Source organism: Micromonospora sp. ZG13 (assembly GCF_059359355.1).
On sequence record NZ_JCADBQ010000012.1, the window covers coordinates 1 to 26,065 of the forward strand.

Below are 26,065 nucleotides of genomic sequence, written 5' to 3' on the forward strand. Positions count from 1 at the left end.
CTAGCCGTGCGCTACGAGGCCACCCTGACCATCGCGGCCATCAACCAGTACCTCCGGGACATATGAAACACGGGCTAGGAACCGCTCCGCCAACCAGGAGGCCTTCGTGTCCCACGCTAACGCCGCTTTGACTCCTCGTGCACGTCTTCGCCTGGCGCGTTTGATCGTGGATGAGGGCTGGCCGGTCGCCCGTGCCGCGGAACGCTATGACGTGTCCTGGCCGACGGCGAAGCGGTGGGCGCTGCGCTATGCCGAGATGTGCATGTGTCATCTGTGATCTTCGAGGGCCTAGCCGGCGGGTGTCCGTGTCAGGACGCCCTCTGATCAGCGGAAGGGCGCTCGGCACTGCCGCGGCCGTGCTGGTTCACGGGCGAGCAATCACGATGGCTTCGTGTGGGCGATCGAACCAGTCGCGATCAAGACGGATACCGGTACGGCGCTCGACGGCAGCGAGCATTCCTGCCACCCGTAGACCGGGAGTCCGCATGGCGTCGTAGAGATCAGCAAGCTCGGCGTCGAGCGCGTCGGGTCTGACTCCTGCACGTGGCCAGCCAGTTTCCGTCGTGGTGATGAGCTCGCCCTGTGTGGCAAAGCTGAACCGTGTCATCGCGTCGACATCCCACCAGGCACTGTGAACCTTCGCGTCGATGCTGAGCGCCCGCAGCACCTCCGGGCGGGTGCCCTGGAAGCCGTTGTTCTCGAAGATGGTGACAGCAGGGCCTGCCTGATCGAGATGCAGGACCCATCCGTCGTTCGGGCCGATCTCGTAGGCTTCGGACAGGTCGAGCACTTCGAGATCGTCGGGGTCGCCACCAAGGCGGGACGCGACGTCCTCGAGGGTCAGGGCAGCGCCGAGCGGCTGTGTCACCGTCCAGCACATCGCCACCGGCAGTCCAGTGGTCTCAAGGTCTTTGTAGTAGGCAAGAACGTCGGAAAGCACGCGGCCATTGTCGATCGCTCCCGACGGGCGCGCGGCCTCCTCCCAACCTCCCGTAGCGTCCGAGGTCACTTCAGCGGACTGGCGCCGCGAACACATCGAGCGGATCGCGGCAGATCCGGATGTTCAGTCGCGAGGGCCGCGCGACGCGTACTGCTGTTGGTCCGAGAGATCAGGAGGACAACTCGTACTCCTCCGCAAGCTGCTCGGCGTAGCTACGTACCAGGTCGTCACCGGTGGCGCGTACCCGCCGGACCAACTCAGCTGCTTCACCGGTCGCACCCCGGTCCGACAGCAGCGCAGCGAGCAGGCATCGGCAACGGTTCTCCAGCAGCGCGGCACCTCGACGTAGCACGGCCTCCGCTTCGACCTGTCGCTGTGGCGCCGTCAGCAAGAGCGCGCCGAGGATCGGCAGAGCACCGGTGTCGCCGGCCTCCATCTGGCGACGGCGATGCTCCATCGCCTCATTGAGCTCGCCGGGCTCGCCGTGGTTGCGCAGGAAGGCTGCATACATCGTCAACGCGTTGACGTCGCCGGACTCGATGCCCTTCGTGAACAAAACGCGAGCTTCGGCCGTGTCTCCCTGCCGGGTGCGCAGCGCCGCCAGAGACGCCATCGACTGAACGTCACCGGCCGTGATCGCCGCCCGATATACGGCCTCCATCGCAGCGGGGTCCTCCCGGATACCGGGCCAGTTGACCAGCTTCACGACGGCCCGGTCGTCTCCGGCTTCTGCCGCCTTGCGGTATAGGGCCTCTGCGATAGCGTGCTCGCCCTCGGCCGACATCTCCTCCGCGGCCCGGACCAGAGCAGCGATCGCCCGTGGCCGCCTCGCTCTGCGGAACGCCACACGCGCGAACTCTGCGGCGAACGTTTCGGCGTAGGAGGACGACAAGCGATCGACGATGGCTGCCCATCGCGCCCGTGAACCCATACCGCCGATTCTGGCAACACCGTGCATGTCGCAGTATCCGCGGTTCTGCGTTGCGCATGGATCCGGACTACCCCCGATGCGTCCAGCGACGCGAGTCCTCTACGCACTCATCTCGGCAGAGCCGTGAGCGGCTGCTCGAGTTGGCACTGACATACGAGCGGTGGGTCACGTGCGGGGATAACTGGTGATGCCGTCCAGGATCGTGATCAGGGTGTGATGGAAGGTTTCCTCGGCGTCGAGGTGGGCGCCGTCGATGACGAGCCGGGCGACGGTGGGATAGCGGCCTGTTTCGAGCATGCGTGTCAGGTAGGGCCCGAGGGCAGCCTGCCAAGCGGACACGTCGGTGCCGGTGGAACGGGCGGTGCGTCGCTCGGTGATCTCCCTGCGGACCGCTCCGACGACGAACGCGTTGAGGGCGTCCACCGCCCGCTGCAGATCGTCGACGCCGCGCACGCCGGGGGCCTGGCTGAGCGCCGCCGCGGTCGATTCGCCCACGGCGAGCGCGTGAGGTCCTATGTGCGGCCTTGCGCCGAGCAGGTCGGCGAACCACTCATGGTCAAGGGCGGCTTCGCGGGTCGCCCGGGCGAGGGCCAGCACCGTGGCGCGCCACTCGGAGTGCTGGTCGGCCTCGGCGATCTCGGCGTACACGGTGTCGACCATCAGATCGAGCAGTTCGGATCTGTTGATCACGTAGTCGTAGAGCCTCATCGGACCGACGCCGAGCTCTTTGGCGATCTTGCGTACCGACAGCCCGTCGAGACCGTGTGCGTCGGCGAGCCGGATTGCCGTGGCGGCGATCTTCGCGCGGCTCAGCGGCACCGGCGCCGCCCGGGGCTGGGGCTCGGGCCGTTCCCAGACGGGCAGGAATGCGTTACCGTACGGCGTATCCATAAGATACACCGTACGGTAACGGAGATGACGATGCGAATCGCGATCGCCGGCGGTGGCCTCGGCGGCCTGACGCTGGCCCGGATCCTGCACCGGCACGGCATCGGCGCGGTGGTGTACGAACGCGAGGCGAGCCGATCCGCGCGATCGCAGGGCGGATCGCTCGACCTGCACCCGGAGTCCGGGCAACAGGCCCTGGCCGATGCGGGCCTCGCCGACCGGTTCCGGTCCGAGGCGCGGCCCGAGGGCGAGGAACATCGCATCCTCGACCCGGCCGGACGCACCCTCGTGCACCACAAACCACAACCCGGCTCGTTCTCCGGACGCCCCGAGATCGACCGCGGCGCACTGCGTGATCTTCTGCTCGATTCGCTGCCCGCCGACACGGTCGTGTGGCAGCGCCGGCTCGTCGCGGCGACGCCACAACCAGACGGAGGCTTCGGGCTGACGTTCGATGGCGGCCACCGCGCCGACTGCGACGTGCTCATCGGCGCGGACGGCGCACGCTCGGTCGTCCGGTCGCTGCTGACCGACGCGAGGCTGTCCTCCGTGGCCACCTTGGTGGAGCTGAGCGTCCACGACGCCGACCGGCGCCACCCGGATCTCGCCGATCTGGTCGGCCCCGGAAACCTGTGGTGCATCGGCGTGAACCAGATCCTGGCAGCACAACGCCTCGGCGACGGCAGCATCCGAGTCGGCATCTCCCTACGCGCGGACGATCGCCCTCTGTACACCTACCGCAGCAAGCGCGCTCTGCTGGACATGTTCGATGGCTGGGACCCCAGCCTCACCGCACTCATCGAAGCCGGCGACGGCCCGCCGAACCCACGCAGGATCGAGACGATGCCCACCGTTACACGCTGGGCCCACCAGCCGGGCATCACCCTCATCGGTGACGCCGCGCACCTCATGCCGCCGGTCGGCGAGGGCGCCAACCAAGCCATGCTCGACGCCGCCGAACTCGCCGCCGAACTCGCCACCAACCCCGCCGACCCCGACTCGGCGATCCGGACGTACGAGGAGGCGATGTTCACCAGGATCCACCCGATCTCCGAGATGTCCGCACGGGTCCAGGCAATGATGCTCTCCCCCACCGCGGCCGACGACATCGTCCGCTTCTTCACGCCAGGGCCTACCGAGCCGGCACCCGCAGTGGGCGGGCCCTAGGCTTGCGGATCGTGACGACATCCCTCACTCCGGTCGAGGTGGCCTTCGCGTTGTTGCGGGAGGGCCGTATGGGCGACGCCGAGAACGTCATGACGCGCGAGTTGCAGGCCGTCACGGACAAACACGGTCACGGCAGCCCGGAATGGGCCTCGGCCCAGTGTGACCTCGGCAATGTGCTGCTCAACGCCGATCAACGCGACCGCGCGATCGAGTGTTACCGCCGTGCCGTCTCCGCGACGCCGCGCGATCAGGAGTCCCGCAAGGACCAGTTGACCTACCGGCTCAATCTGGGCTCGGCGCTGCGCATGGCTGGACGACTCGACGAGGCCGAGACGGAGTTACGCCAGGGCGTTCAGGAACGGCTCGCCTTCTACGGTCGCGAGCATGCCGGGTACGCGTTCGGCCTCGAGCCGCTGGCGGACCTGCTGCGGCAGCGTGGCGACGTGGCAGGTGCCCGGCAGGTCGTCGAGGAGGCGGTGGCCAACCTGTGGCGCAACGGGCACGAGCGGGTGGCCTCCGCGTTGGCGCTGCGAGCAGCGATTGTGCACGCCGGTGGCACCGGCGAGCCGCTCTTCGTGGGCCTGCACCAGCTGCCGGACGAGGTCGTCGAGCAGGTCGGGCACGTCGTCACCCAGATGCTCAACCATGACGACCCGGCATCCGAGGCCCTGCTCACCTCCCTGGTCGCTGCGTTGGAGGAGCGGCTCGGCATTGACCACCAGGCGACGCTCAACGCGTTGTCCTCGCTGGCGAACCTCGGCCGTGGTCTCGGTGACCGGGCGGGGCGGATCGATGCGATCGAGCGCGTGCTCGCTTCGTACGACCGCCAGGGCCGGCAGGAGGAGGCGCTGATGGCAGCGCTCGGCTTGGCGATGGCCCAGGACGAAGCCGGCGATGCCGAGGCGGGGCTGCGCACGTACGCGTCGGCGCAGGCGCGAGCGGAGCGCATCGGTCGTCCGGAGCTGCGCAGCCAGGTGCTGCGCAACTGGGGTCTCGCGCTGAAGGAGGCCGGCCAGGTGGGCCTGGCGGAGCAACGGCTGACCGAGGCAGTGCACCAGGCGCGCCGCGGCAGCGACCATGACACGGTCGGGCGGGCCTGTATCGCTCTCGGTCTGTTCCTCCAGCATGAGGCACGGTTGTCGGAGGCCCGCACGGTCCTGGAGGAGGGCCTGGCCGTGATGGATCCCGTACACCCGGACGCGATCGTCGGCCGCAGCCATCTCGGTGCGGTCCTGGATGGCCGCACCTGCGGGTGCGGCGACATGGCGGGCACGATCGCCGACGCGTTCCGCGAGTTCGTCATCACCAGGCTTCCCGCGGACCTGCTCGACCGCCTCGACGTGGCAATCGTCGACGGCGACTTCAAGATCGATGTCGGACTGCGGCGAGAACCGACCGAGACTGAGACCGAGCGGCTCAACGACGTCTTCCAGACCGCTCACGCGGAGTTCCGCCGCCGAATCAGCGAGCCCCGCTACGCCTGACCCGTCCGACTGCCCTTGCCGTACCAGGCCATCGGCGCACGAGGCCCAACCTCGACCTCGCCATGGTCACACGCACTTTCTCGGCGCGACCGCGCGGTCGGCGGCAGTTGAGGACGTCCGAGCAGTACGAACCTCAACCCGCCCCGGCTGCCTCCCGACCGTCGCACCCTGGCGACCTGCCTGCTTTCACTACACTGACGCGGCAGCACGACGAGGGGCGAAGACACCTTGAGCTGGGATGTATTCATCTTCAAGGCGCCACCGCACGCCAACTCGATCGACGAGTTGCCAGAGGACCATGAACCGCCGGTCCTGGCTGCCGCGAGCGACGTCAGGCAGCGGCTAGTCGACAGCTTCCGGGACGTCGACCTCTCCAATCCGGCGTGGGGCCACTTGACCGGGCCCACCTGGAGCATCGAACTCAACATCGGGTCAGACGACCCCGTTGATTCCATCATGTTGCACGTGCGTGGAGGCAGCGCCGACGGCCCCCTTGAAGTACAGAAGTAGGTACAGCTGATCTTGCAGAGATCAAGCCGGTCACCAGGAACAGAACTCCGCCCCGATCGGCCGGTACCGCCGATGGCCCGGTACCGGCGCGATCGCGGCGGTCGTACGACTGCTGGCCACCGCCATCGAGGAGAGCCGGGGCCTGTCCTCGATGAGTGACGTGCCGGCCGGCGCCGCCTACCGCCTGCTGCTGGCCTGGTGGTGGGCCTCCGGGTCTGCGGCTAGCGAAGATGCCGGGCGAAGAACCTTGCCGCGTCCTGCCCTGCGAAGTGAGGGACACCGGTGTGTCCGCCCATGTTGGCGTGCAGCGTCTTCTCCACGGAGCCGAAGGCGTCGAACAGGTCCAGGGCCGCCTGCCGGTCGTTGCCTTCGTCATCCCACTGCAGCAGGACATGCAGCGGAATGGTGACCTGTCGGGCCTCCTCGAACATGGTGCGAGGCACGAAGCTCCCTGCGAAGAGGCCGGCGGCCACGATGCGCGGCTCGACCACCGCCAGCCGGATGCCGATGGAGATCACTCCCCCCGAGTACCCGACCGGGCCGCCGATCTCGGGCAGCGACAGGAGGGCATCCAGGGCGGCCTGCGATTCCGGGACCGCCTTGTCGACGAGCGGAAGGACGAGGGCGTCGATGATCTCGTCGCTGACCGGCTCGCCGGCCTCCATAGCCCGGCGCAGGTCGGCGCGGGCCTGCTCGGCGGCGGCCCAACGGGGCCGGTCACCGCTGCCGGGCAGCTCGATGGCGGCTGCGGCGAAGCCATCCGCCGCAGCGTGCCGGGCCCGCGCCACCAGGCGGGGGTACATCTTGTGCAGTCCGAGCGGGGGGTGCCCGAGCAGGATCAGCGGGACCGGTGCCGAGGCGGTTTCGGGCGTCCACAGGATGCCGGGGATCCCGTCGAGGGTGAATTCGCGTTCGAGGACGCCGTCATCGAGGCGCTGCTCAGTAGTGAAGCGCATGGTCGTGCCTTTCGGAGTGCTCGTGAACGGCGCTCCCGGACGACCTATCGCCCGACCGTGACCCCAGAGGGGAGCACCCATGTCGAAACGTTCACGGGTACCACCTCCTCGGTCTCTCGCACGGCCTCGGGAAAACTAGCAGCGGGCCCGTGATCCGCCAACGTGTTTTCTGTGGCGGGCTCCGTGGCCGGATGCCACGGACAGGCCGCATGCGGTCAGGTGCGATGTGAGCTCACCGATCACGTCCAACGACGTGACCCTGGTGTTTCCTTCCTGAGCCCCGCCCTGCCCCGACCGGCGGAGGCGGAACCTCAAGGTCCGGCCAGTGCTTGGTCGTACGCGGCTCTGCACGACAACCAGTACGCCGACACTTGTTGCTCTGCGAGTCGCTACAGCAGGTCGAGCAGCGTCTCTATCCGTGTGGCCAGCACCAGATCCATGGTGCGCCATCGACGCGGACACTGACCACTGCGCTACCCGGTGACTGTGCCAGTCGGATTACCAGCGTGGGCCCGGACGACCAGAAGTACAGGTCGTAGCTCACACACAGCAGCGTAGCGACCTCCGGGCCGGTGCACTTTTCTCGACACGACCGCGCACCGCCAGCCATGGACAGCGGCTCTGCCCCGTGACGCGCGGTCGGCGGCATGAGCGGACAGCGCGTCATCGTCGAGATGGTCGGCCGGCGTACCGGCCGACCATCTTCGTTCGGGTTTCCGCATCGAAATCATCCTGCGGCACGCCGCGGTCATCGCCGAGGGATGCGACACCTCGGCGCTGAGGGTCAGCCTGCGCTGAGGTTGGTGCGGCGGACGATTATCCAGACGGCGGCGAGGGCCACCGCGGTCAGGCCCAGGTAGCCGGTCGCGACGATCAGATGGAAGTCGGGAATCCGGCTGCCCGGCTGGTACTGCAGGTGCTGCAGGAGATGGTTGTTGGAGTAGCAGGAGAGCATCGTGGCGGCATCGTTGTCGGGCGGGCAGAGGCGTTGCAGCTCGACGCCGCTGAGCTGGCGTCCAGAGGCGTCGAACGCGCCGGACGGACCGTCGCTGCCGTAGTCGATCATGCCGCCCTTGACGACCAGGGCGTTGTCGCGCAACAGACCGCCGTCCGGCCCGCCCACCTGCAGGTGCGCGGACAACGGCTTCATGAGGGTGGGGTAGCGCCACTGGACGAAATAGGTCAGGCCGATGAAACCCGCGATCACGCCGAACACGGCGGGGAGCGTGCGTCTGATCGCGGCGCCGAGTGCGACGCCGACCGCGAACCAGCAGATGCTGATCACGACCGGCAGCATCCCGGTGTTCAGGAACGGCACGTAGTCGAACAGGGTTCCCGGAGCGACCAGAGTCCTCATTCGCTCCAGGTGGTCGCTGACGCCGGCGACGGCCGCGGTCACAGCCGCCACGAACAGGCCGAGTAGGCCGAGCCTGGTCCACAGCCAGCGCGTCGGGGAGACGTCTTGGCTCCAGGCCAGCAGCAGGGTTCGCTGCTCGTGCTCCCTGGTCAGCACCGGGACGCCGATGAACACGCCGATCAGCAGCGGCATGTACTGCACCACCCGCGACAGGGCACCCAAGGTCAGGACCAGGCTCGAGGACCCGGCGAGCCGCTCGCCCTGCGGGGAGTTCTCCGGGCAGTACGCGTTGCCGCACTGGTGCCACAGGTCCGTCAGTTCCATGGACAGGTAGGTCATCCAGCCCACCAGGACTGCGGCCAGGACGAGCATGCCGATCAGGGTCCAGCGGTGCTGACGCCAGGTCAGCCACAGCAGACCGCGGACGCCCTCGGCGGACCCGAGATCGTCCTGGCGGTTCGTGGCGGCGGGCGCGTGGGTGACCGGGCTCATGCTGCTGTCTCCAGATCACGATGTGCCTTGGACGATGCCTTGAGGTAGGTCAGGATCAGCTCGTCCAGGGTGATGGGCTGGGCGGTCCAGCCGGGGGCGACGACGGCGTGCGCCATCGGTGGCGCTGGCTGCCGGAGGACGAACGTGGACTGGCGGTCAGTGTGCTGCGCCTGGACGATCGCGCCCGGGCCAGGCGGTTGGTCCGCGCGGGGCCCGGTCAGCCGCACGTGGCTGTCGAGCAACTCCTCGACATCGCCGGTGAGCACGGGCCGTCCCGCGTCGAGCAGCAGCAGATGGTCACCGACGCCACTGAGCTCGGCGACGATGTGGGTAGACAGCATGACCGTCATGTCGCCGTCGGCGGCCTCCGCCATGAGTTCACCGGTCACCTCAGTGCGGGCCACCGGGTCCAGGTTCGCGAGAGGCTCGTCCAACAGCAGCACCGCCGGGCGGGAACCCAGGGCGACCGCCAGTGCGACCTGCGCCCGCTGCCCGCCGGACAGCTTGCCGCAGCGCCGGTCCAGCGGGATGTCGAAGCGCTGAAGCCACGACAGCGCCCGCCGCTGGTCCCACACCCGGTTGGTGGACCTTCCGAAGCGCAGCATGTCCGACACAGTGAAGTCCCGGTACAGCGGCTTGTCCTGGGCCAGGATCGCGACCCGGCTCCCGGCAGAACCAGCCCCGTTGGTGGACCTGCCCTTCACCACCGGCCGGCCGTGGACCAGCAGCGAGCCGGAGGTGGCCGCCAACGTGCCGGCGATGATGCTCATCAGCGTCGACTTGCCCGCGCCGTTCGCGCCGACCAGCGCGATGATCCGATTGGCGGGCAGTTGGAAGCTGCACTTCTGTAGCGCCCAAACGGTGCCGTAGCGCCTGCCCACGTCGCGGGCTTCCACGGCGATGGACTGCTCGCTCATGCGGCGCCTTCCTTCTTCTGGAACCCAGCGCCCGGTGCCGGTGCTGCCTGCGTCCGGTCGTCGCCACCCTGGGTCCTGCGCGCCGAGTTCTCCGCGATCACCGAGGCGAGCAGCGCCTGGACGTCCTCGTCCTCCAGACCGGCCTCGCGGGCCTGGCCGAGCCACCGGGCCAGGCTGCTGCGTAAGCGGGCCATGGCATGGGGATCCGCGTGACCGAGCGTTCCGCTGACGAAGGTGCCCGCACCCTGTCGCGCCTCCACCAGGCCGGACAGCTCCAGTTCCCGGTAGGCCTTGAGCACCGTGGTCGGGTTGACCGTGCACGAGGTCACCACGCTGCGCACGGTGGGGAGTTGGTCCCCGGGCTGCAACGTCCCGATCCGTAGCCCCTCGCGCACCTGCCGCACCAGCTGGGCATAGGCGGGGACGCTGCTGGACCGGTCGACATGAAAGTTGATCACTTAGTCGTCTTCCTTATCCGTTCCGGGCATCGCGAATTGTTCTGGTAAAGTAGAACACCAGTTAACCAACATGGCAAGGATGTGCCCGGGCACCCGCACGACCGGTCGCGGGCCGCGCAGTCATGGGGGTTGGCATGCACTCCGTCGGACGAGGGAATACCAGCTCGGGGGGGCACAAAGGTGCGACCCCCGGCGCTCGACCGCACGGCGCCCGCACATCGGCATGTACGTTTGCCTACGCCTTCCGGCGTGGCCGCGCCCCGCTAATTCGGATGGCGGCGTTGCTGGTCGGTGCGGGTCGTGTCAACGGCTGCCCACACCTACTCGGTGGCGGGCTGGCGGGCCGCAGCGCAGGATGACCTGGTGGCACCAGCCGAGATGGTTCTATCCGATCTTCGTGACGCGTGGAGTCCCGCGCTGGCTGGTGAGCTTCTGGGCCTGTACGTGCACGGCTCGCTGGTAGCCGGCGACTTCGCCGAAGATCGCAGTGATCTCGACCTGCTCGCGGTACTCGACAGCGACCCGGACGAGAACCTCCTCGCCGTGCTCGCCGGACTGCACACAGACCTTGACCGGCGACACCCGCAATGGGCCGGCAGGATCGAGGTGGAATACGTGTCACTGGCTGCCGCACGCGACGCGGCGCACGGTGGCACCAGTCGGGACCATGTTGTTGCCCGGGTCAGCCCCGGCGAAGTGCTGCACCTGTTACCTGCCACCACCCACCGCCTCGTGACCTGGTCTGCCGTCCACGATCACGGCCGCAGCCTGCTGGGCCCGCCGGCCGACATCCTGCTACCCGCCGTCGACCCCGACCGCGTCCGCTCGGCTCTGCTGGACCACGTCCGCGACTGGCCGGCCTGGGTGACCCAGATGAACACCTCCGGGGCCCAGTCCTACGCGGTGCTCACCCTCTGCCGGGCCTTCCAGCGCCTCCAGAACGGCCAGCAACTGTCCAAACGGCAGGCCGCCGACAGGACCATCACCGCCCGCCCCCGATGGGCGCACCTGATCATCTGGGCACGCGACTGGTGGTACGACTCCGGCCCGGACACCGACCCCGGCAGCGCCGATGACGTCCGGGCATTCGTGACCGAACTCAGCGCCACCATCCTGGCCTCGGAACGTGCCACACACATCGGCCTCACCCGGTGACTGCCGGTCAAGGAGCTCACTGTCCTCGGCAGTGACGCTCGGTCGGCGGCAGATCAGGATGCCGCGGCATGTCATGGTCCGAGTGCTCCGCAGCATCCCGCCTGGCGCCTGGTGAGCGGGGCCCACTACTCGCACGAGCCGGTACCTCGCGTGCCAGAATCCTGCATGACGATTCGCCGTGCCGTGCCGGATATCACAACCGCCGATCCGGTCGCGAGCAGCGGCTTCTACCAACTTCTGGGCTTCCACGAGGAGATGAACCTGGGCTGGGTGGTCAACTTGGTCTCACCGTTCGACCCCACCGCCCAGGTCATCCTCATCACCAAAGATGCAGCGGCCTCCGTAAACCCGGACCTCAGCGTGGAGGTCGCTGACGTCGACGCCGTCTACGAGGCGGTACGCGCGACGGGCGCAGAGATTGTGCACCCGATTACCGACGAGCAGTGGGGCGTCCGGCGCTTCTTCGTCCGCGACCCGGACGGCAACGTGGTCAACGTCGTCAGCCACCGCTGACCGGCAGAAGGGCCAACGGCCTACCGTCCCGACAAGCCCTTCGAGTCTGGCGAGCTGGTGACTTGTGCGGAGCGTGACGTCTCCGCCGGTCAACGAGCGCCTTGGCAGCGGCAGAAGCGGATGTCGGCTGCGATCATCTGGCGCATGCGAGCAAATGTCCTCGTGGTGCATCCAGGCACACCGATGATGGTCGACGCCGTGGTAGCGGGCGTGCCGGTGGGGGCAGAGTGGGTTGGTGTGCCGCCCAGGGCCGGCGAGTCCGTCGACGTTGAACTCGACGGCGACGCCATTCTCGGATGGGCCGACGCGATCGCGGTGGACGGCGCTGAGGCGATCCTGCGGGATGGCTCCCGGTTACGTGGAACCGTAGAGCTGCAGGATCAGGAGCTCCTGACAGTGCGCATAGCCGAGGGACCTGTGCAGGTCCAAGTCGACGATGCTCCATCGACGTCCGTGCTTCACGATCACGGGCGCCGAGCGGCGGGAGTCTGAGGACGTTTCCGGAACGGTGTCGGATCCGCCGCGGGTCGTTCGTAGAACAGGTATGGGCAGTCGGTCTGGCCTCCCGGGACAAGGGAGTGGTGAGACGGCCCGAGACTGGATCTAGTTTGATCGACCATCGAGAGGTAACGGCATGGGCAAGCTCATCTACGTGACGAACGTGTCGCTTGACGGCTACATCGAGGACGATCGGGGCGCGTTCGACTGGTTCCCGATCGGCGACGAGGTGTTCGCGTTCCACACCGACCTCCTGCGGTCCGTGGGCACGTGTCTCTACGGGCGACGCCTGTACGAGGCGATGGTCGTCTGGGAGACCGACGCCACTCTGGCCGCGCAGTCCGACCTCATGGCCGACTTCGCGAGCGCCTGGCAGGCGGCGAGCAAAGTCGTGTATTCCACGACCCTCGCCGCGGTGTCGACTGCCGACACCCGACTCGAACGCCGCTTCGACCCCGCCGCAGTACGCGAACTGAAGGCCACGGCCAGCAGCGATCTCACCGTAGGAGGCGCGAACCTCGCGACGCAGGCTTTCAAGGCCGGGCTGGTCGACGAGTGCCGGCTGCTCGTCCTGCCCATTGTCGTCGGCGGGGGCAAGCCAGGGCTGCCGACAGGCATGCGCACCGACCTCGAACTCCTCGATGAGCGCCGATTCCGAAACGGCGTCGTACACCTCCGCTACCGCCCTCTCGGACAGTGAACGACAACCCTGTCCGAGCGCCGACGCTTGCATGCGATCTTTCGCACGCCTCCACCCTCCGCAGCAGAGTGCGCAGAGCTGATGCGAGCGGTCGTCCTCGACAACGCATGAGCTGATCCACCTGGGCCGCTTCGAACCAGATCTCGTGAGTGCCGTCATCCGCGGAAGGCGAAGCGATCAGCAGGAGGCACCCTCATCCGAGGGTGCCTCCACTGCGTTACTCCGATGGTGGGCGGTACCGGGATCCAATCACCGCATCGTCCGCATCGAACGGCTCACAGACCGGAACGGGCATCGGCCGGCTGACGGTCCAGTCCGGGTGCCGGGCACTCGCTTTCATCGAGTTACGAGACGGCCCTCAGCGGGGAGCGCTGCCGAAGGCGCTGGAGAGGTACGCCCGGGAGTCGGCGATGGCGCCCTCGATGATCCGGGCCGCCTCGCGGGCCTCCTCGGGCCGGTGCCCGGCCTGCACCTGAAGCCGGAACCGGGACGAGCCGGTCGGGGTCACCGGGAACTCGACCATGAATGCCAGCACCCCTCGGTCGAAGAGCAGGCGGTTCGCCGTCCGCGCCAGCTTCTCGTTGCCGATCAGTAGCGGCACGATCGGTGACGGCTCACCCATGCAGGTCAGACCCCGGCCGGTCAGCTCGTCGCGCAGGGCGTGGATCGCGGTGAAGAGCCGGGCCCGCAGCACGTCCCCCTCGGCCGACCGGATGATCCTGGTGGCCTCCCGCACCACCGCGGTCTGCACCGGCGACAGCGCGTTGGAGAAGAAGTGCGAGCCGCCGAACATCTTGATGTACTGCTTCAACGCCGGCGAGTTGGAGGCCACGAAGCCACCGTTGGAGCAGAACGTCTTGGAGAAGGCGCCCATCACGATGTCGACGCTGCCGAGCAGGTCCTGCATCCCCAGCACGCCCGTGCCGCCGGGCCCCATCGAGCCGAGGTCGTGCGCCACGTCGACCAGCAGCGTGGCATCGTGTTCCCGGCAGATGCGTTGCAGGGTGACGAGGTCCGGCCAGTCCGCGTCCACCGAGAAGAGCCCATCGGTGACCACCAGGATGCCGTTGCGGGTGTCCGTGGCCCGGATCTCGGTCAGGTGCCGGCGTACCGCCTCGACGTTGAGGTGCTCGTAGCGGACCACGTTCCGGGTGGCCGCCCGTGCCCCCTGCTGGAGGCAGGAGTGGGCCAGCCGGTCGATCAGGATGTGGTCGGACTGCCGGACCAGACCGACGACCGCGCCGAAGCCGGCCGCCCAGCCGGTCGGAAAGAGCGTCACGTGGTCGAGCCCGACCAGGTCGCCGAGGGCAGCCTCCAGATCGTCGGAGATGCGGGTGTTGCCGAGCACCATCGGCGAGCCGGCGCTGTGCGGCCCGTAGTCGTGCATCGCCTTGGCCGCCGCCTCCCGGATCGCCGGGTGGGTGTTGAACGACAGGTAGTCCTGCGAGTTGAAGTTGATGCCGCGGGCCCGCCGGCCCAGGTCGTTGGTGATCTGGGCGACGCTGTCCGGTGCCGCCTCCAGCACCCGGGAGTACTGCCACGTCTCCGTGCGGCGACGGGCCTGTACCCAGCCGTAGAAGTCCTCGGTCCGGGTCAGCAGGTTGCGGCCGGCGGGCCGGTAGAAGTCGTACGCGTTCTTGTCCAGGGCGTACTCCTCGTCGGGGTCGACGGGGTTGCGCAGGTGGGCCGGCTCCCACATCTCGGTGAGGTCGGCGACCACCTGGGCCAGCTCGTCGTCGGCGCCTTCGAGCGACGCGAGGTCGTCCCACGGGATGTGGGTGGCCCAGTTACGGGTCATCTCGGAGACCTCGGTCGCGGTACGCGACATGGTCTCGAAGTCCCGGCAGTGTGCCGCCTTGAGGATGATCCCGATCAGTTCGCCGTCTTCACGCTGGTCCAGCTCGGTGGTCACGGTTTCGTCTCCCTGGTGGATCATCAGGCGAAGAGGTTCTGCTGGTAGCTGCGGGAGGTCTCCGCGAAGTCCTCGAAGACCGCGTGGTCTGCGGAGGACTCCTTCGCGGCGTCGTTGAGCAGGAAGAGGTTGGAGGCCTGGAAGAACTCCGACACCGGCGCGACGTCGGCGTGTGTGGCGATGAACCGGTCGGTCTCCTGCTGGTTGCCGCGCAACGCGACGAACAGTTGCAACTCGTCGTGCCGGTACGGACGCATCTCGGCAAGGGTGCAGACGTAGTCGTGGTAGGCGGCAGCGTTCTGGCTCCGGCGGCGGTCCCCGTAGGCGGTCATCGCCTCGTCGATCGACGCGTCACCGCGGAGCCACCGGCCGAGTGCGGCGCTGACCAGCTCGGCGTCGCGGAAGGCGTGGGTGATGCCGATCGCGGTGCACTGGTCCTTGGCCGACTCGGCGTCACCGACGAGCACCCACCCGGGCCCGTGCAGTGGCCGGAGGAAGGCCGACTGGTCCAGGGTGCCGTAGATGCGTTCCTCCCTGGTCCCCTTGGTGCGCACCACGTCGCCCAGCTCCGGACTGACGAAGTCCAACGCCTTCTGGTAGTTGCCCGGCACGTCACCGCGAAACTCCCGCGACCACTCACTCGGCCCCCAGACCAGGACCATGTTCTGGTTGAAGTTGGTCGGCGCCACCGCGCAGGCCAACCGGCCGCGCCGGTGCAGTTGTGCCGGGCCAAGGTCGAAGCCGGACCAGTAGCTCCAGTAGGCGAACGTGCAGCGGGGCCGCTCGTCGTACTTCGGCAACGCGAGGGTGCGGGCGACGAACGAGTTCCGGCCGTCGGCACCGACCACGATCCGGGCCCGCTCCTCGACCAGCTCTCCGTCGACCGCACGCCCCCGGATACCGACGACCTGCCCGTTCTCGACGATCAGCTCCCGAACGGTGAAGTTGGTTCGCACCTCGGCACCGGCCTTGGCGGCCGCGCCGACCAGGATCTCGTCGAGCACCCGCCGCCGCACGGACGCATAGCTCTGCACCACGCCCGAGTCGTCGCCGTGCAGGTCCCGGAAGTACTCACGCAGCAGCTCGGTCGGCACCGAGCCGGTCAGCGAGATGCCGTCGTTGACCACCTCGACCGTGGTGTGCGCCGGAGTGACCGCCAGGACCTCGTCCAGCAGTCCCCACCGGTTCAGGTAGGACATCCCGTGCGGCCAGAGGAAGTGCGTCGAGATGACGTCGCTGGGAAACGAGGAGCGGTCCACCACGAGCACCCGGTGTCCACGCTGGGCGAGCAACAGGGCGGTGGACGCACCCGAACAGCGGGCGCCGATGACGATCGCGTCGTACAACAGAATCGGTCCTTCGTTGATGTGGCGGCGCAGGTAGCGGCGGCGGAAAACCCACCCAAGAGCGGCCCCGGGGTCCGCGGATCACGCAGGTCACCCGGGGTTTCGTACGGCGTCGGCCACCGTTGCCGGTGGCTGCCTCTGCCGCACGTACCGATCGAGTCGGCAGGCCCGGCGGAGAGCGTAGCTTATGTCCACAGTGGATCAAACCCGTTCGGAGTGAGCCTCCTGCCGTACTGCTGGCGCCGTACGAGGCGATGGATGCGCACCCTGGGACGCTCGTTCCTCAGGTGGCCTCTCCCCCGCAGCCAGCCGAGGAAGCGTTGATGCAGCGCCCCGCCGGCACCGAGGTCAGATCCTCGGAGGCGCCCACCAGTTGGGCACCCAGGCAGAAGGCCACGGAGATCGGCTCCAGATCGGCAGCACCGGGCCCTGCGTGCTCACGCGCGGCCTCCCCAGCAGAGCCGCCGTCACTGCAATGATGACCGGATGCCGCTGTACGAGATGACGTCCAACGTGTTGGAGCCGGTGCCGTCCACCACCTTCACGGCGGAGCAAGTGCTGGAGCGGGCTGACCTGCAGCGGCTGCTTCGCGCGCGAATCGACATGATCGTCGACGGCGTGATGGTCGTGGCTGAGGAGTTCGGAGCCTTCACCGATGCTCGACGCCGTGTCGACCTGCTGGGAGTCGACCGCAGTGGCCGACTGGTCGTCATCGAGCTCAAGCGCACCAACGACGGCGGTCACGTGGAACTTCAGGCGCTGCGGTATGCCGCGATGGTGTCCGTCATGACCTTTGACGACCTCGTCGAACATCACGAGCACTATCTGGCCCAGGTCGAACCCGAAGCGGTCGACGAAGCCCGGTCCAGACTGGCGGAATTCCTCGAGGACGCCGGCGGGGAGGAGACGGTGCTCAGCCGCGAAGTACGCCTGGTACTCGTGGCTGCCGGGTTCGACCGTGAGATCACCACGACTGTGCTCTGGCTGACCGACGTGTACGGACTTGACATCCGTTGCGTGAAGCTCACGCCGTACAAGGTCGCCGAAAGGCTGCTGCTGGACGTGCAGCAGATCATCCCGCTGCCCGAGGCCGGCGAACTGACCGTCCAGATCCGTCGTAAGCAGAGCCAGGCCCGGGCGGTCAGTGCCGATGGCCGCGACTGGACCCAGTACGAGATCGTCACTCCCGAAGGCCGCAGTCGTCCTCTGCGTAAGCGCTGGGCCGTGCTCACCATGGCGACAGCCCTACACAAGGCAGGAATTACCGCCCAACAGCTCAGCACCGCCATCCCACGCTCGAGATTCCTGCCAGTCGAAGGCCTGCTGAGCGGTGAAGAACTCGCCAAGGCGTTCCTAGCGACCTACCCGGGATCCACCAAACGCCTCGGCCGTTGGTTCCTCGACGCACCCCTGCACGATCAAGGACGCACCTGGGTCGTCTCCAAGATGTGGGGCGCCAATACAAAGCCCGTCCTCGACCGACTCATCGCCTTGGCGCCAAGCCCCGAATTCAGCTATGAGCCGCTGGAGCCCGGTGCGGCTTGAGCGGTCCGCCACCACCGCACCTGGGAAGTCTCCGCCTCCGCACTCGGCGCGGATCGCGGCACAAGCAAGAAGGCAAACAAGGAACGCTGCTCCGAGCAACCCGCAGGCACAACGGGTGGTCGAGCTGTGGTCTGGCGATAGATTCCGCCTGTGGCCTTGCCTGTCTTCTATGCGCGCCCGGAGTCCATGGGAAGCGCGCTGAGCGTTCCGCCTGCCCTGGCCAGCTGGGACACGGCTGGGTCACCTGGCCAGGTCCGCTTCGCCGCGTTTGCCGCCGACGTCCAGTCGGCCGTCGCCATGCAGTTGGGCGTCACACCGGATCCGCTCGCGCTGCGCGTGGACATCGGGCTGCCGGACAAGGTGCCCCTGCTCGCGCTCAACGACCTCGACAACTACCTGTTTCCGCTCGTCCCGCAGTTGACCAAGGGCATCGGGCGGCAGTTCGCCTCGGTGTGGGCGACCAAGCGGCATGCAACGAGGTCCTCGGTCGCGGTGTGCCAGACGCACGCTGTCCAGGATCCCGGCGGGGTGTGCTCGCTGCAGGTGCGCACGACTGCGTCAGCCAGTACCACCGCATACAAGCGGCAGATCCGCGACCAGATCATCGCCGCTCAACCACTTCTCGATGGCGGTATCGCCCTCCAGCTTGCGTTCGTGGTCGGGCCCCGCCGCGCCTGGCCGAACCTGTGGAAGCCCACGATCGACTCGCTCGGCTCAATCTTGGGAAGTGACGCTGGTGCCCGCGAGTGGGACCCACGCGACGGCCGCATCACAGACCTCGGACTGCACTGCGTCATCGACCCCGCCGCGGGGAACCAGGTCACCATCGCGATCCGAGCCGACACAGTTGGCAAGCAAACGGCCCGCTGACGAGACGCCGGTGCCGCAGCAGCGGCGCTCAGATGATTCGGTAACACAGGGGGTCCCCTGTCTCAGCGCGACGGATCCTACGACACCTCGTCACGCCTCGTGACTCTCGGGCGGCGGCAGATCCGGTTGGCAATTGTGACGGCGCCGGGCATCATCATCGCGTGGATGCCCGCCGGACGATCGTTCTGGTCGATGACCTTCGTTCGTTCGTCGATGGCCGCAGCGCGGAGGTGGCCCCTACGAGCGCTGCCGGAGTCGAACTCCTCCATCGGTACCGGGACGGGCACGTGGATGAGCTATGGCTGGATCACGACCTGGGCGGCAACGACACGATCTGGCCGGTCGTGGAGGTCTTGGAACGGGCCGCTTTCGAGAAGCGCCCCTTCTACATCGGCGTCGTCAACGTCCATTCCTGCAACCCGGGCGGCGCCGCGAAGATCGCACAGGTCCTCCGAAACTGGGGCTACCGCGTCCGCATCGCGTCGGGTTCCACGGACGTCGGCTATCTCGATGCGCCTACATCTGACGGCCATCGACGCCCTGCCTGAACAGGACGCTGGCTTCAACCTCGCTCCAATCGGTCCCCACCGGCACGCTGCGGGGGCCGACGTGACGGAGCCTCGTCCGCACTGGCGACCGCTTGTCAGCCGATCCGGTCATTCGGTCGAGGGCCTGCCCGTCGTGCTGTGCTGTTTCCCGGGCACACTGAAGACCCCGGGAGACACGGCGTGCGAGGTCGCTGAGGTCGTGGAACTACGCAGACCGTGGTGGGCCTGAATGATGAACAACTGGTGGAGCGGCTCCACTGACCAGCTCGCGGTTTGCTCGCGCAGTGCCTTGGTGGAGCTCGCCGCTGCGCTACCGGCAACGGGCAGGTTCGTCGTCGCCCGGCTTGACGGAACGAGGATGACGGATGCCGACCACGCCCTCTACGAGTTCTCCGACGCGCTCCTCTTTCCCGGCTACTTTGGCTGGAACTGGAACGCGTTGTCCGACTGCCTTCGTGATCTGAACTGGCTGCCGGCGGACGGGTACCTGATCGTGGTCGAGAACGCGCCCCAGTTGCTGTCGAGCAGTGCCGAGGATCAGCACACGCTATTCCAAATCCTTTATCAGGCCGTTCGTCACTGGGCGAGCCCGCTCGGCCAGCCGGACGGCAAGGGCATCCCGTTCAGGGTGCTGCTGCTGTGCGACCGCGACGAGGAGGCGGCGCCGTTGCGGCAGGAGATCGCCTATGCAGTGGACAAAATATAGCGAGTCGTCGATGCGCGCGGCCACCGCCTACCGTCCGCTTATCGGCAGAGGAGTCGGCGTACCCCATGTTGGCCACGCATCGTGGAGAATGCGGGGGGTGCAACTCGACCTGAACAGCGTCGACTGGGCCTCGTTGACGCACGCATACGGAAGCGCCGAGGACGTACCCGGCCTCATCCGTGACCTGCGCTCACCCGACGGCGAGGTCCGCAGCGCAGCGATGTACGAGTTGTACGGCAACATCTTCCATCAGGGCAGTCGCTACGAGGCCAGCGCATACGCAGTCCGGTTCCTGCTGGAATTGGTGGCCGACCCCACCACGCCGGCCAGGCACGAAGTCATTCGCCTGCTCTCCAGCCTTGCCGTCGGTTACGGGCACGACCACATGGCCACCGGCTTCCCGGTCGCCGAAATGCGGCACGCCGTGGCCCAAGTCCCCGAGGAGACCTGGCAGCGCTGGTCGCGGACGATGAAGCACTGGTACGACGTCGTCAGCACAGGGCAGAGACAGCCCATCCCGCTGGCCAAGGCCGAGCGGCGCCTGTTGGAGACCAGGCACGAGCTCGTCGCGTACGACGCCGTCCGGTCCGGCGTCCCGGTGCTGCTGAAATGCCTGGCTGACTCCGACGCCGAGGTCGCAGGCGAAGCGATCCAAGCTTTGGCCTGGTTCCCGGAAGAAATGGCCTCCATCCGCCCCCGCCTCATCGAAGTCGCCTCCGACGACCAGCAGCCAGTGCGGATAGCGGGAGCGGCGCTCGTCGCCCTGGGACTGGTCGGCGGCGCGTGTACACAGCATGTGGCGGACCTTCTCGACAGACAGCTTGGAAGCACAGATTCCCACCTGAGATGGTCGGCTGCACTGACGTGGGCGCTCCTGGCAGGGGAAGGGGCACCGGGCTCTGCAGTAGCCGAACTCCGCTCATGGGCGATCCTCCGGAAGCGGAACATCGAGCAGACCATCTGGGAAGCACACCCCGCCGATCTCGCACTCGAAGTGCTCGACCGCGTCGCCGAGCCGATGGCCGAGCAGATGCGTGCGGACCTCGTCGCCGTGGTACTGGCCGAGCAACCCACGTCGAACTGGCACAACCACTTCAACGTGGTGCTGGACTACGCGTTCCCGCACATGGAATCGGACCACGGCCACACCTTCCAGGAACTGACGGCGGCACAGCGGGCAGTGGTCCTCTGGCTCACGCAGAATCCACACGTATTCGGCCCGTCGGGCCCGGACGGCCCGCTCCGCCAACACGGCCTGCCGACAACCTACGAGGCGCTGCGCGCCTACGCTGGCGGGGACGGGTAGCCAACACCACGTGGATGGCGGTCCCCCTACGCGTGGCCTTGAGGTGGGCGATGAGCGGCGCTCCAAACAGCGACGACAAGCGCGCTATCGGCGGCAGATCAGGATGTCGGCGGTGGCCGGCGGCGACAGGTGGGGGCGGCACCTGTACGGCTGGGATGATCGTGGCCATGCGGTTGGAGTCGCGGTGACGGCTACGTCGAATCGTGGAGTGGTGGAGTGGGGCCTGTACACGAATCCCGGCTGGCCGGGCTGGAGAGGTCAGCCCAGCGCGGCCGCCTTGCGCAGCAGCACTGAGCGTTCGCGCTGGTTGGCGCACAGCCGGGCCGCCAGCTCCAGCTCGGCGCGCGCTTCCGGCCGCCGGCCGATGCGGGCCAGCAGCTCCCCGCGTACGGTCGGAACCAAATGCGAACCGGGGAGCCGGGCCACGGCGATCAGCTCGTCCACGATGGCCAGGGCTTGCGCCGGACCCGAGGCCATGGCCACGGCGACGGCCCGATTGAGCTCGACCACCGGCGAGGGCGCGACCCGGCCGAGCGCCTCGTAGAGCACCACGATCCGGTCCCAGTCGGTCGCCTCCACAGAGGGCGCCGACGCGTGGGCGGCGGCGATCGCGGCCTGCAGGCCGTAGGGGCCGAGGCCGCGAGTCGATGCCTTGACCAGCGCGGCCAGCCCACGGCGAATCGCCGAGAAGTCCCACCGCCGCCGGTCCTGGTCCTCCAGCAGGACCGGCGAACGTTGGACAGGCCGCCGACCACGCGCAGGGTCAGCGCCACCCGGGCCTCGGGGGAGAGCACCGGGTGGCAGCTGACGAACATCAGCGCCAGGACGTCGTCGTCGATCTTGTCGGGGTCGACTTCTTCGTCGACCGCCGGGTCGGCCGCCAGCAGGGCGTATCTGTCCTGGAGGGCAGTCCGGCGGCGGATCGCGTACGGAACAGGGCCGACGGGTGGATGTCGAGCGCGCCCAGTCGTCGCGGTTCGCCCATCGGGACATCGCTTGTCACCGTTGCTGCCATCGGCCTGGTTTCTGATCTTCGGGCCGGTGTTGGTGCGGGTGGTGAAGGGTGGGCGCGGCAGGTTTCGAACCTGCGACCCCTCGCTTGTAAGGCGAGTGCTCTCCCACTGAGCTACGCGCCCGGAACCCGTACGAGCGGGCCGGAGGTTGGCTAGCTTACCCTGCCCTCCACCGGCCCGGTCGTACGGCGTGCCCGGTTGGTCAAGCCGCGACGGCGTCGGCGAGGGCCTTGCGCCAACCCTGCTGGTCGCGGGCCTCGCCCGGCATGTTCATCTCGGCGAAGCGGACCACGCCGGCCTTGTCGATCACGAAGGTGCCCCGGTTGGCGATGCCGGCGACGTCGTTGAAAACGCCGTACGACTGGGCCACCGCGCCGTGCGGCCAGAAGTCGGCCAGCAGCGGGAACTGGTAGCCCTCCTTGTCGGCCCAGATCTTGTGGGCGTAGACGGAGTCGACGCTGACCGTCAGCACCTGGACGTCGTCGTTGACGTAGTCGTTGAGGTTGTCCCGCACCTCGCACAGCTCACCCTGGCAGATCCCGGTGAAGGCGAGCGGGTAGAAGACCAGCAGCACGGTGCGCTTGCCACGGAAGTCCGAGAGCCGGACCTCCTGGTTGTTCTGGTCCTTGAGCACGAAGTCCGGCGCCTCGGCGCCAACCTCGATCGGCATGCGAGCTCCTCAGGATGGGGTCGGATGGGCAACAGCCTGCCACACCCGGCAGCGGGCGCCGCCGGGTGATCGCCGGCCTCGGTCTACTTCTTGCCCTTGGCCCCGCGGCGCAGGACGAGGCGGGCGCCGCTCCAGTCCCGGCCGGCGTTGACGGTGGAGGTCTGCTGGAGGCCTGCGGTGGGCGCGGACTCGGCGACCTCGCTCGGCTCCACGTGCCCCTCACGCCCCGCCTTGGGCGTGAGCAGCCACACGACGCCGTTGTCGGCCAGCGGGCCGAGGGCGTCGACGAGGAGCTCGAAGAGATCACCGTCGCCGTCGCGGTACCAGACCAGCACCGCGTCGACCACCTCGTCGGTGTCCTCGTCGACCAGCTCTCCACAGCGGTCGGTCAGGGCGTCCCGGAGATCCTGGTCGACGTCTTCGTCGTACCCCATCTCCATGACGACCATCCCCGGTTCGATCCCGAACCGGTCCGCCAGGCTGCGTACCCCGTCGGCGGCCTGACCAGCGGTCGCGCTCACTGTCGCGTGCCTCCTCATCTCATCCCTGCCTGCGGCGTCACGTCGACGCCGTCAGGCAAAGTCCACACAGTTGTGGCTCCCCGCGCAAGTGGCGCACCGGGTGCAACGGAATTTACCGTGCCAGGAGCGTGCGGGCACCCTGGGTAATTGCTTCCTCGGAGACCAGAACCTGACGCGCCGCCGGGCCTAATGGTACAAACGAGTCAACTCCGGCCACTCGGCGCGCCGCTCCGACATATCCGGCATCCACCAGGGCCGCGATGACCCCCTCGCCCACCCCGCCGGAGCGGCGGGTCTCGTCCACGACCAGCACCCGGCCGGTCGCCGCGGCCTCGCGGATGATGTCGGCCACCGGCAGCGGGGACAGCCAGCGCAGGTCCACCACCCGGGTGCCGACGCCCTCGTCGGCGAGGGTGGCCGCCGCGCGCAGCGACATCGGCACTCCGTTACCGAACGTGATGATCGTGACGTCCTCGGCGGAGCCGACGCCGTAGACGCGGGCCCGCCCGATCGGCACGTGGCCGCCGGTCCACGCGCCGGGCTCGGCGTAGTGGGCCAGCCACTCACCGTCACCGTCGGCGTACAGGTCGCGGGTGTGGTAGAGCGCGATCGGCTCCAGGAAGACGCAGACGGTGCCGTCCACCGCGGCGCTGGCCAGGCAGGTGCGCAGCATGGGCGCGGCGTCGTCGGGCCGCGCCGGCACGGCGATCACCAGACCTGGCACGTCCCGGAGTACGGCCACCGAGTTGTCGTTGTGGAAGTGCCCCCCGAAGCCCTCCTGGTACGCCAGGCCGGCCACCCGCACCACCATCGGATTGCGGAAGGCTCCCTGCGAGAAGAACTGCATCGTGGCGGCCTCGCCGCGCAGCTGGTCCTCGGCGTTGTGCAGGTACGCCAGGTACTGGATCTCGGGCACGGGCAGCATCCCGGCCAGCCCGGCGCCGAGCCCCAGCCCGAGGATCGAGGTCTCGTCGAGCAGCGTGTCGAAGACCCGGGCCGCGCCGAAGCGGTCCCGCAGCCCCTTCGTCACCCCGTAGACGCCGCCCTTGGCGCCGACGTCCTCGCCGAACACCGCCATCTGCGGGTGGTCGAGCATTCCGTCGGCGAGCGCGGCGTTGATGCTCTGCGCCAGCGTCAGCGGGCCGGTCAGCTCGGGCGGCTTGCCACCGAACGCCTCCGTCCGGGCGCCGGCACCGGGGCCCGCGGCGCGGGCCGCCGCGTCGGCCACCGCCCGGGCGAGGCGGGCCGGCCGGCGGGGGGCCAGCGGGGCCACCACGTCCGCCGGCGCGGTGAGCTTCGGCTCGTCCAGCACCTCCTCGGCGATCCGGCGCACCTGCCAGCCGATCTCGTCGTAGCGGGCCAGCAGCTCCTCGCCCGTGGCCACCCCGGCGTCGACCAGCAGCCGTGCCGTGCCGGCCAGCGGGTCGCGGTCGAGGTCCGCGGCGATCTCACCGGCGCTGCGGTACGCGGTCTCGGCGTCCGCCCCGGCGTGCCCCATCAGCCGCACCGTCGACAGGTGCAGCACGGCGGGACGCCGGTGCCGCCGCACCCAGGCCGCCGCCTCGGCCGCGGCCTCGTACGCCCGCACCAGGTCGTCGCCCTCGGCGGCGAAGTAGCGGATCCCCGGCTTGGACCGCAGCGTGGTCTCCACCCACCCCTTCGGGGAGCGGACGCTGATGCCGAGGCCGTTGTCCTCGCAGACGAAGAGCACCGGGATGCGCAGGCCGGTGTGGTCGTACCAGCCGGCGGTGTTGAACGCGGCGGTGGCGCTCGCGTGGTTGACCGAGGCGTCGCCGAACGAGCAGACCACGATGGCGTCCGGCGGCCAGGGCGCCTGCTCGGCGCCGGCCTGTGCCCCGTCGCGCCGGCCGGAGGTGTCCAGCCGGCGGAGCCGTTCCACCGCCAGTCCCATCCCGACGGCGCGGGGCAGGTGGGAGGCGATGGTGGAGGTGGTCGGGACGACGGCCAGGTCGGCCCGGCCGAAGACCTTGTGGCGTCCGCCGGCGATCGGCTCGCGGCTGGAGGCGACCATGCCGCGCAGGACGTCGCGGGCCGCTTCGGCGTACGCCGGGGAGAGCGGCTGGTCCGCGACGGACCCGGCGCCGCCGGCCGGCTCGTCCGGGGCGGGGGCGTCGGGGGCGGGGGCGTCGCCGGAGCCGACCGCGTCGCCCGGCGAAGCCTCGGCGGGCCGTTCGGAACCACCGTGCCCGGCCCCGACCCGCTCGGCCTCGGGCCGCGCGGCCTCTGGCTGGTCGTCTTCGGGACGCTCGGCCTCCGGCCGCTCCGCCGGCACCGACCCGCCGGCCTGGGCCGCGCGGACGCAGTAGAAGGCACCCGAGCGGTAGTGCAGCAACGCCGGATCGGTGGCGCGCAGCGCGGCGGCCACCGCGGCGTTGCCCTCGTGGCCTGCGGAACCGATCGTGTAGAAGCCCTCGCCGAAGCTGCGCAGCCACCGGCCGGCGAGGTCGAGCTGGCGGCTGGTGGCCTGCGCGTCGAAGAGTTCCAGCGCCCGCGCGCCGGTCAGAGTCGTGTCGTCGGTGACCGGCCGTGCCGGGTCACGCCGCTGCGCCGGGGCGGCCAGCGCGGCCAGCGTCTCCCGGAACCGGTCGTCGAGATCTTGCGGGGTGGTCACGTCGGACAGCATTACCGACGAGCGGCCCGC

Annotated in this window: 24 protein-coding genes, 1 tRNA gene and 3 pseudogenes; 13 read left to right on the plus strand and 15 right to left on the minus strand. The window is 68.7% G+C overall.

The genetic code is table 11. The features are described 5' to 3' along the window. Window positions 1-106 precede the first annotated feature (106 nt). Window positions 107-250: pseudogene (locus AC5L34_RS22030) on the plus strand (helix-turn-helix domain-containing protein); the annotation flags it as partial. A 114-nt stretch (window positions 251-364) separates the two neighbouring features. Here the strand turns inward: AC5L34_RS22030 and AC5L34_RS22035 are convergent. From AC5L34_RS22035 to AC5L34_RS22045, 3 genes are all read right to left on the minus strand, one after another. Then, window positions 365-940, minus strand: coding sequence for a DUF6461 domain-containing protein (locus tag AC5L34_RS22035; protein ID WP_441175011.1), 576 nt, complete (start codon window positions 938-940; stop codon window positions 365-367). 169 nt (window positions 941-1,109) lie between these two features. Further along, a complete protein-coding gene (locus AC5L34_RS22040) occupies window positions 1,110-1,871 on the minus strand; it encodes an SEL1-like repeat protein (protein ID WP_494826771.1) in 762 nt (253 codons plus the stop codon). A gap of 165 nt (window positions 1,872-2,036) precedes the next feature. Further along, the gene (locus tag AC5L34_RS22045) at window positions 2,037-2,762 is read right to left on the minus strand and encodes a TetR/AcrR family transcriptional regulator C-terminal domain-containing protein (protein ID WP_441175013.1); all 726 of its coding nucleotides are present in this window, start codon (window positions 2,760-2,762) and stop codon (window positions 2,037-2,039) included. Window positions 2,763-2,786: 24 nt separating this feature from the next. Here AC5L34_RS22045 and AC5L34_RS22050 point away from each other — a divergent pair, with 24 nt between their 5' ends. The 3 genes from AC5L34_RS22050 to AC5L34_RS22060 all read left to right on the plus strand — a co-directional run bounded on the left by AC5L34_RS22050 (window position 2,787) and on the right by AC5L34_RS22060 (window position 5,920). Beyond that, window positions 2,787-3,926, plus strand: coding sequence for an FAD-dependent oxidoreductase (locus tag AC5L34_RS22050; RefSeq protein WP_441175014.1), 1,140 nt, complete (start codon window positions 2,787-2,789; stop codon window positions 3,924-3,926). 11 nt (window positions 3,927-3,937) lie between these two features. Beyond that, the gene (locus AC5L34_RS22055; protein ID WP_494826774.1) at window positions 3,938-5,410 is read left to right on the plus strand and encodes a tetratricopeptide repeat protein; all 1,473 of its coding nucleotides are present in this window, start codon (window positions 3,938-3,940) and stop codon (window positions 5,408-5,410) included. 228 nt (window positions 5,411-5,638) lie between these two features. After that, window positions 5,639-5,920 (plus strand): hypothetical protein, encoded by a 282-nt coding sequence (locus tag AC5L34_RS22060; protein WP_494826775.1) that lies wholly within the window; start codon window positions 5,639-5,641, stop codon window positions 5,918-5,920. A 221-nt stretch (window positions 5,921-6,141) separates the two neighbouring features. Here the strand turns inward: AC5L34_RS22060 and AC5L34_RS22065 are convergent, their stop codons facing one another. The 4 genes from AC5L34_RS22065 to AC5L34_RS22080 form a co-directional block, all read right to left on the minus strand. After that, window positions 6,142-6,876 (minus strand): alpha/beta hydrolase, encoded by a 735-nt coding sequence (locus AC5L34_RS22065; RefSeq protein ID WP_441175016.1) that lies wholly within the window; start codon window positions 6,874-6,876, stop codon window positions 6,142-6,144. A 784-nt stretch (window positions 6,877-7,660) separates the two neighbouring features. After that, entirely contained in the window at window positions 7,661-8,725 is a 1,065-nt protein-coding gene (locus AC5L34_RS22070) for an ABC-2 membrane transporter-related protein (RefSeq protein WP_494826777.1), read from the minus strand. After that, window positions 8,722-9,642: an ABC transporter ATP-binding protein gene (locus AC5L34_RS22075; RefSeq protein WP_494826779.1), complete on the minus strand. Its 921-nt coding sequence runs from the start codon at window positions 9,640-9,642 to the stop codon at window positions 8,722-8,724. The genes AC5L34_RS22070 and AC5L34_RS22075 overlap by 4 nt, the downstream gene beginning before the upstream one ends. Beyond that, window positions 9,639-10,100, minus strand: a complete 462-nt coding sequence (locus tag AC5L34_RS22080) for a GntR family transcriptional regulator (RefSeq protein WP_494826780.1) — start codon at window positions 10,098-10,100, stop codon at window positions 9,639-9,641. The genes AC5L34_RS22075 and AC5L34_RS22080 overlap by 4 nt, the downstream gene beginning before the upstream one ends. A gap of 363 nt (window positions 10,101-10,463) precedes the next feature. On the opposite strand from AC5L34_RS22080, the gene AC5L34_RS22085 reads away from it, so the two are divergent. From AC5L34_RS22085 to AC5L34_RS22100, 4 genes are all read left to right on the plus strand, one after another. Next, entirely contained in the window at window positions 10,464-11,255 is a 792-nt protein-coding gene (locus AC5L34_RS22085) for a nucleotidyltransferase domain-containing protein (RefSeq protein WP_494826782.1), read from the plus strand. A gap of 165 nt (window positions 11,256-11,420) precedes the next feature. Then, complete coding sequence (locus AC5L34_RS22090; protein WP_494826784.1) at window positions 11,421-11,768, plus strand: VOC family protein; 348 nt, start codon at window positions 11,421-11,423, stop codon at window positions 11,766-11,768. Between the two features lie 120 nt (window positions 11,769-11,888). Then, entirely contained in the window at window positions 11,889-12,260 is a 372-nt protein-coding gene (locus AC5L34_RS22095; RefSeq protein WP_494826786.1) for a hypothetical protein, read from the plus strand. Window positions 12,261-12,402: 142 nt separating this feature from the next. Further along, window positions 12,403-12,966 (plus strand): dihydrofolate reductase family protein, encoded by a 564-nt coding sequence (locus AC5L34_RS22100; protein WP_494826787.1) that lies wholly within the window; start codon window positions 12,403-12,405, stop codon window positions 12,964-12,966. A 358-nt stretch (window positions 12,967-13,324) separates the two neighbouring features. Here the strand turns inward: AC5L34_RS22100 and AC5L34_RS22105 are convergent, their stop codons facing one another. Then, complete coding sequence (locus AC5L34_RS22105) at window positions 13,325-14,878, minus strand: aminotransferase class I/II-fold pyridoxal phosphate-dependent enzyme (RefSeq protein WP_441175022.1); 1,554 nt, start codon at window positions 14,876-14,878, stop codon at window positions 13,325-13,327. Between the two features lie 23 nt (window positions 14,879-14,901). Further along, window positions 14,902-16,230 (minus strand): NAD(P)/FAD-dependent oxidoreductase, encoded by a 1,329-nt coding sequence (locus AC5L34_RS22110; protein ID WP_441175146.1) that lies wholly within the window; start codon window positions 16,228-16,230, stop codon window positions 14,902-14,904. Window positions 16,231-16,710: 480 nt separating this feature from the next. On the opposite strand from AC5L34_RS22110, the gene AC5L34_RS22115 reads away from it, so the two are divergent. The 5 genes from AC5L34_RS22115 to AC5L34_RS22135 all read left to right on the plus strand — a co-directional run bounded on the left by AC5L34_RS22115 (window position 16,711) and on the right by AC5L34_RS22135 (window position 21,199). Next, window positions 16,711-17,769 carry a hypothetical protein gene (locus AC5L34_RS22115; protein ID WP_441175023.1) on the plus strand — a complete coding sequence of 353 codons (1,059 nt, stop codon included), beginning with the start codon at window positions 16,711-16,713 and terminating at the stop codon, window positions 17,767-17,769. Between the two features lie 150 nt (window positions 17,770-17,919). Continuing rightward, a complete protein-coding gene (locus tag AC5L34_RS22120) occupies window positions 17,920-18,639 on the plus strand; it encodes a hypothetical protein (RefSeq protein WP_441175024.1) in 720 nt (239 codons plus the stop codon). A gap of 161 nt (window positions 18,640-18,800) precedes the next feature. Then, the gene (locus AC5L34_RS22125) at window positions 18,801-19,187 is read left to right on the plus strand and encodes a cyclic-phosphate processing receiver domain-containing protein (RefSeq protein ID WP_441175025.1); all 387 of its coding nucleotides are present in this window, start codon (window positions 18,801-18,803) and stop codon (window positions 19,185-19,187) included. Between the two features lie 229 nt (window positions 19,188-19,416). Beyond that, window positions 19,417-19,893 carry a barstar family protein gene (locus tag AC5L34_RS22130; RefSeq protein ID WP_441175026.1) on the plus strand — a complete coding sequence of 159 codons (477 nt, stop codon included), beginning with the start codon at window positions 19,417-19,419 and terminating at the stop codon, window positions 19,891-19,893. Window positions 19,894-19,990: 97 nt separating this feature from the next. After that, window positions 19,991-21,199: a HEAT repeat domain-containing protein gene (locus AC5L34_RS22135; RefSeq protein WP_441175027.1), complete on the plus strand. Its 1,209-nt coding sequence runs from the start codon at window positions 19,991-19,993 to the stop codon at window positions 21,197-21,199. A 258-nt stretch (window positions 21,200-21,457) separates the two neighbouring features. Here AC5L34_RS22135 and AC5L34_RS22140 read toward each other — a convergent pair whose 3' ends face one another. The 6 genes and pseudogenes from AC5L34_RS22140 to AC5L34_RS22165 all read right to left on the minus strand — a co-directional run. Beyond that, complete coding sequence (locus AC5L34_RS22140) at window positions 21,458-21,778, minus strand: RNA polymerase sigma factor (RefSeq protein ID WP_441175028.1); 321 nt, start codon at window positions 21,776-21,778, stop codon at window positions 21,458-21,460. 485 nt (window positions 21,779-22,263) lie between these two features. After that, window positions 22,264-22,335, minus strand: a tRNA-Val gene (locus tag AC5L34_RS22145). A 79-nt stretch (window positions 22,336-22,414) separates the two neighbouring features. Continuing rightward, window positions 22,415-22,882, minus strand: coding sequence for a peroxiredoxin (locus AC5L34_RS22150; RefSeq protein ID WP_088999030.1), 468 nt, complete (start codon window positions 22,880-22,882; stop codon window positions 22,415-22,417). An 83-nt stretch (window positions 22,883-22,965) separates the two neighbouring features. Continuing rightward, window positions 22,966-23,403: a DUF3052 domain-containing protein gene (locus AC5L34_RS22155; protein ID WP_007072328.1), complete on the minus strand. Its 438-nt coding sequence runs from the start codon at window positions 23,401-23,403 to the stop codon at window positions 22,966-22,968. 112 nt (window positions 23,404-23,515) lie between these two features. Then, window positions 23,516-25,591, minus strand: a pseudogene (locus AC5L34_RS22160) (thiamine pyrophosphate-dependent enzyme); the annotation flags it as partial. Window positions 25,592-25,704: 113 nt separating this feature from the next. Then, a pseudogene (locus AC5L34_RS22165) lies at window positions 25,705-26,047 on the minus strand (transketolase); the annotation flags it as partial. Window positions 26,048-26,065 lie beyond the last annotated feature (18 nt).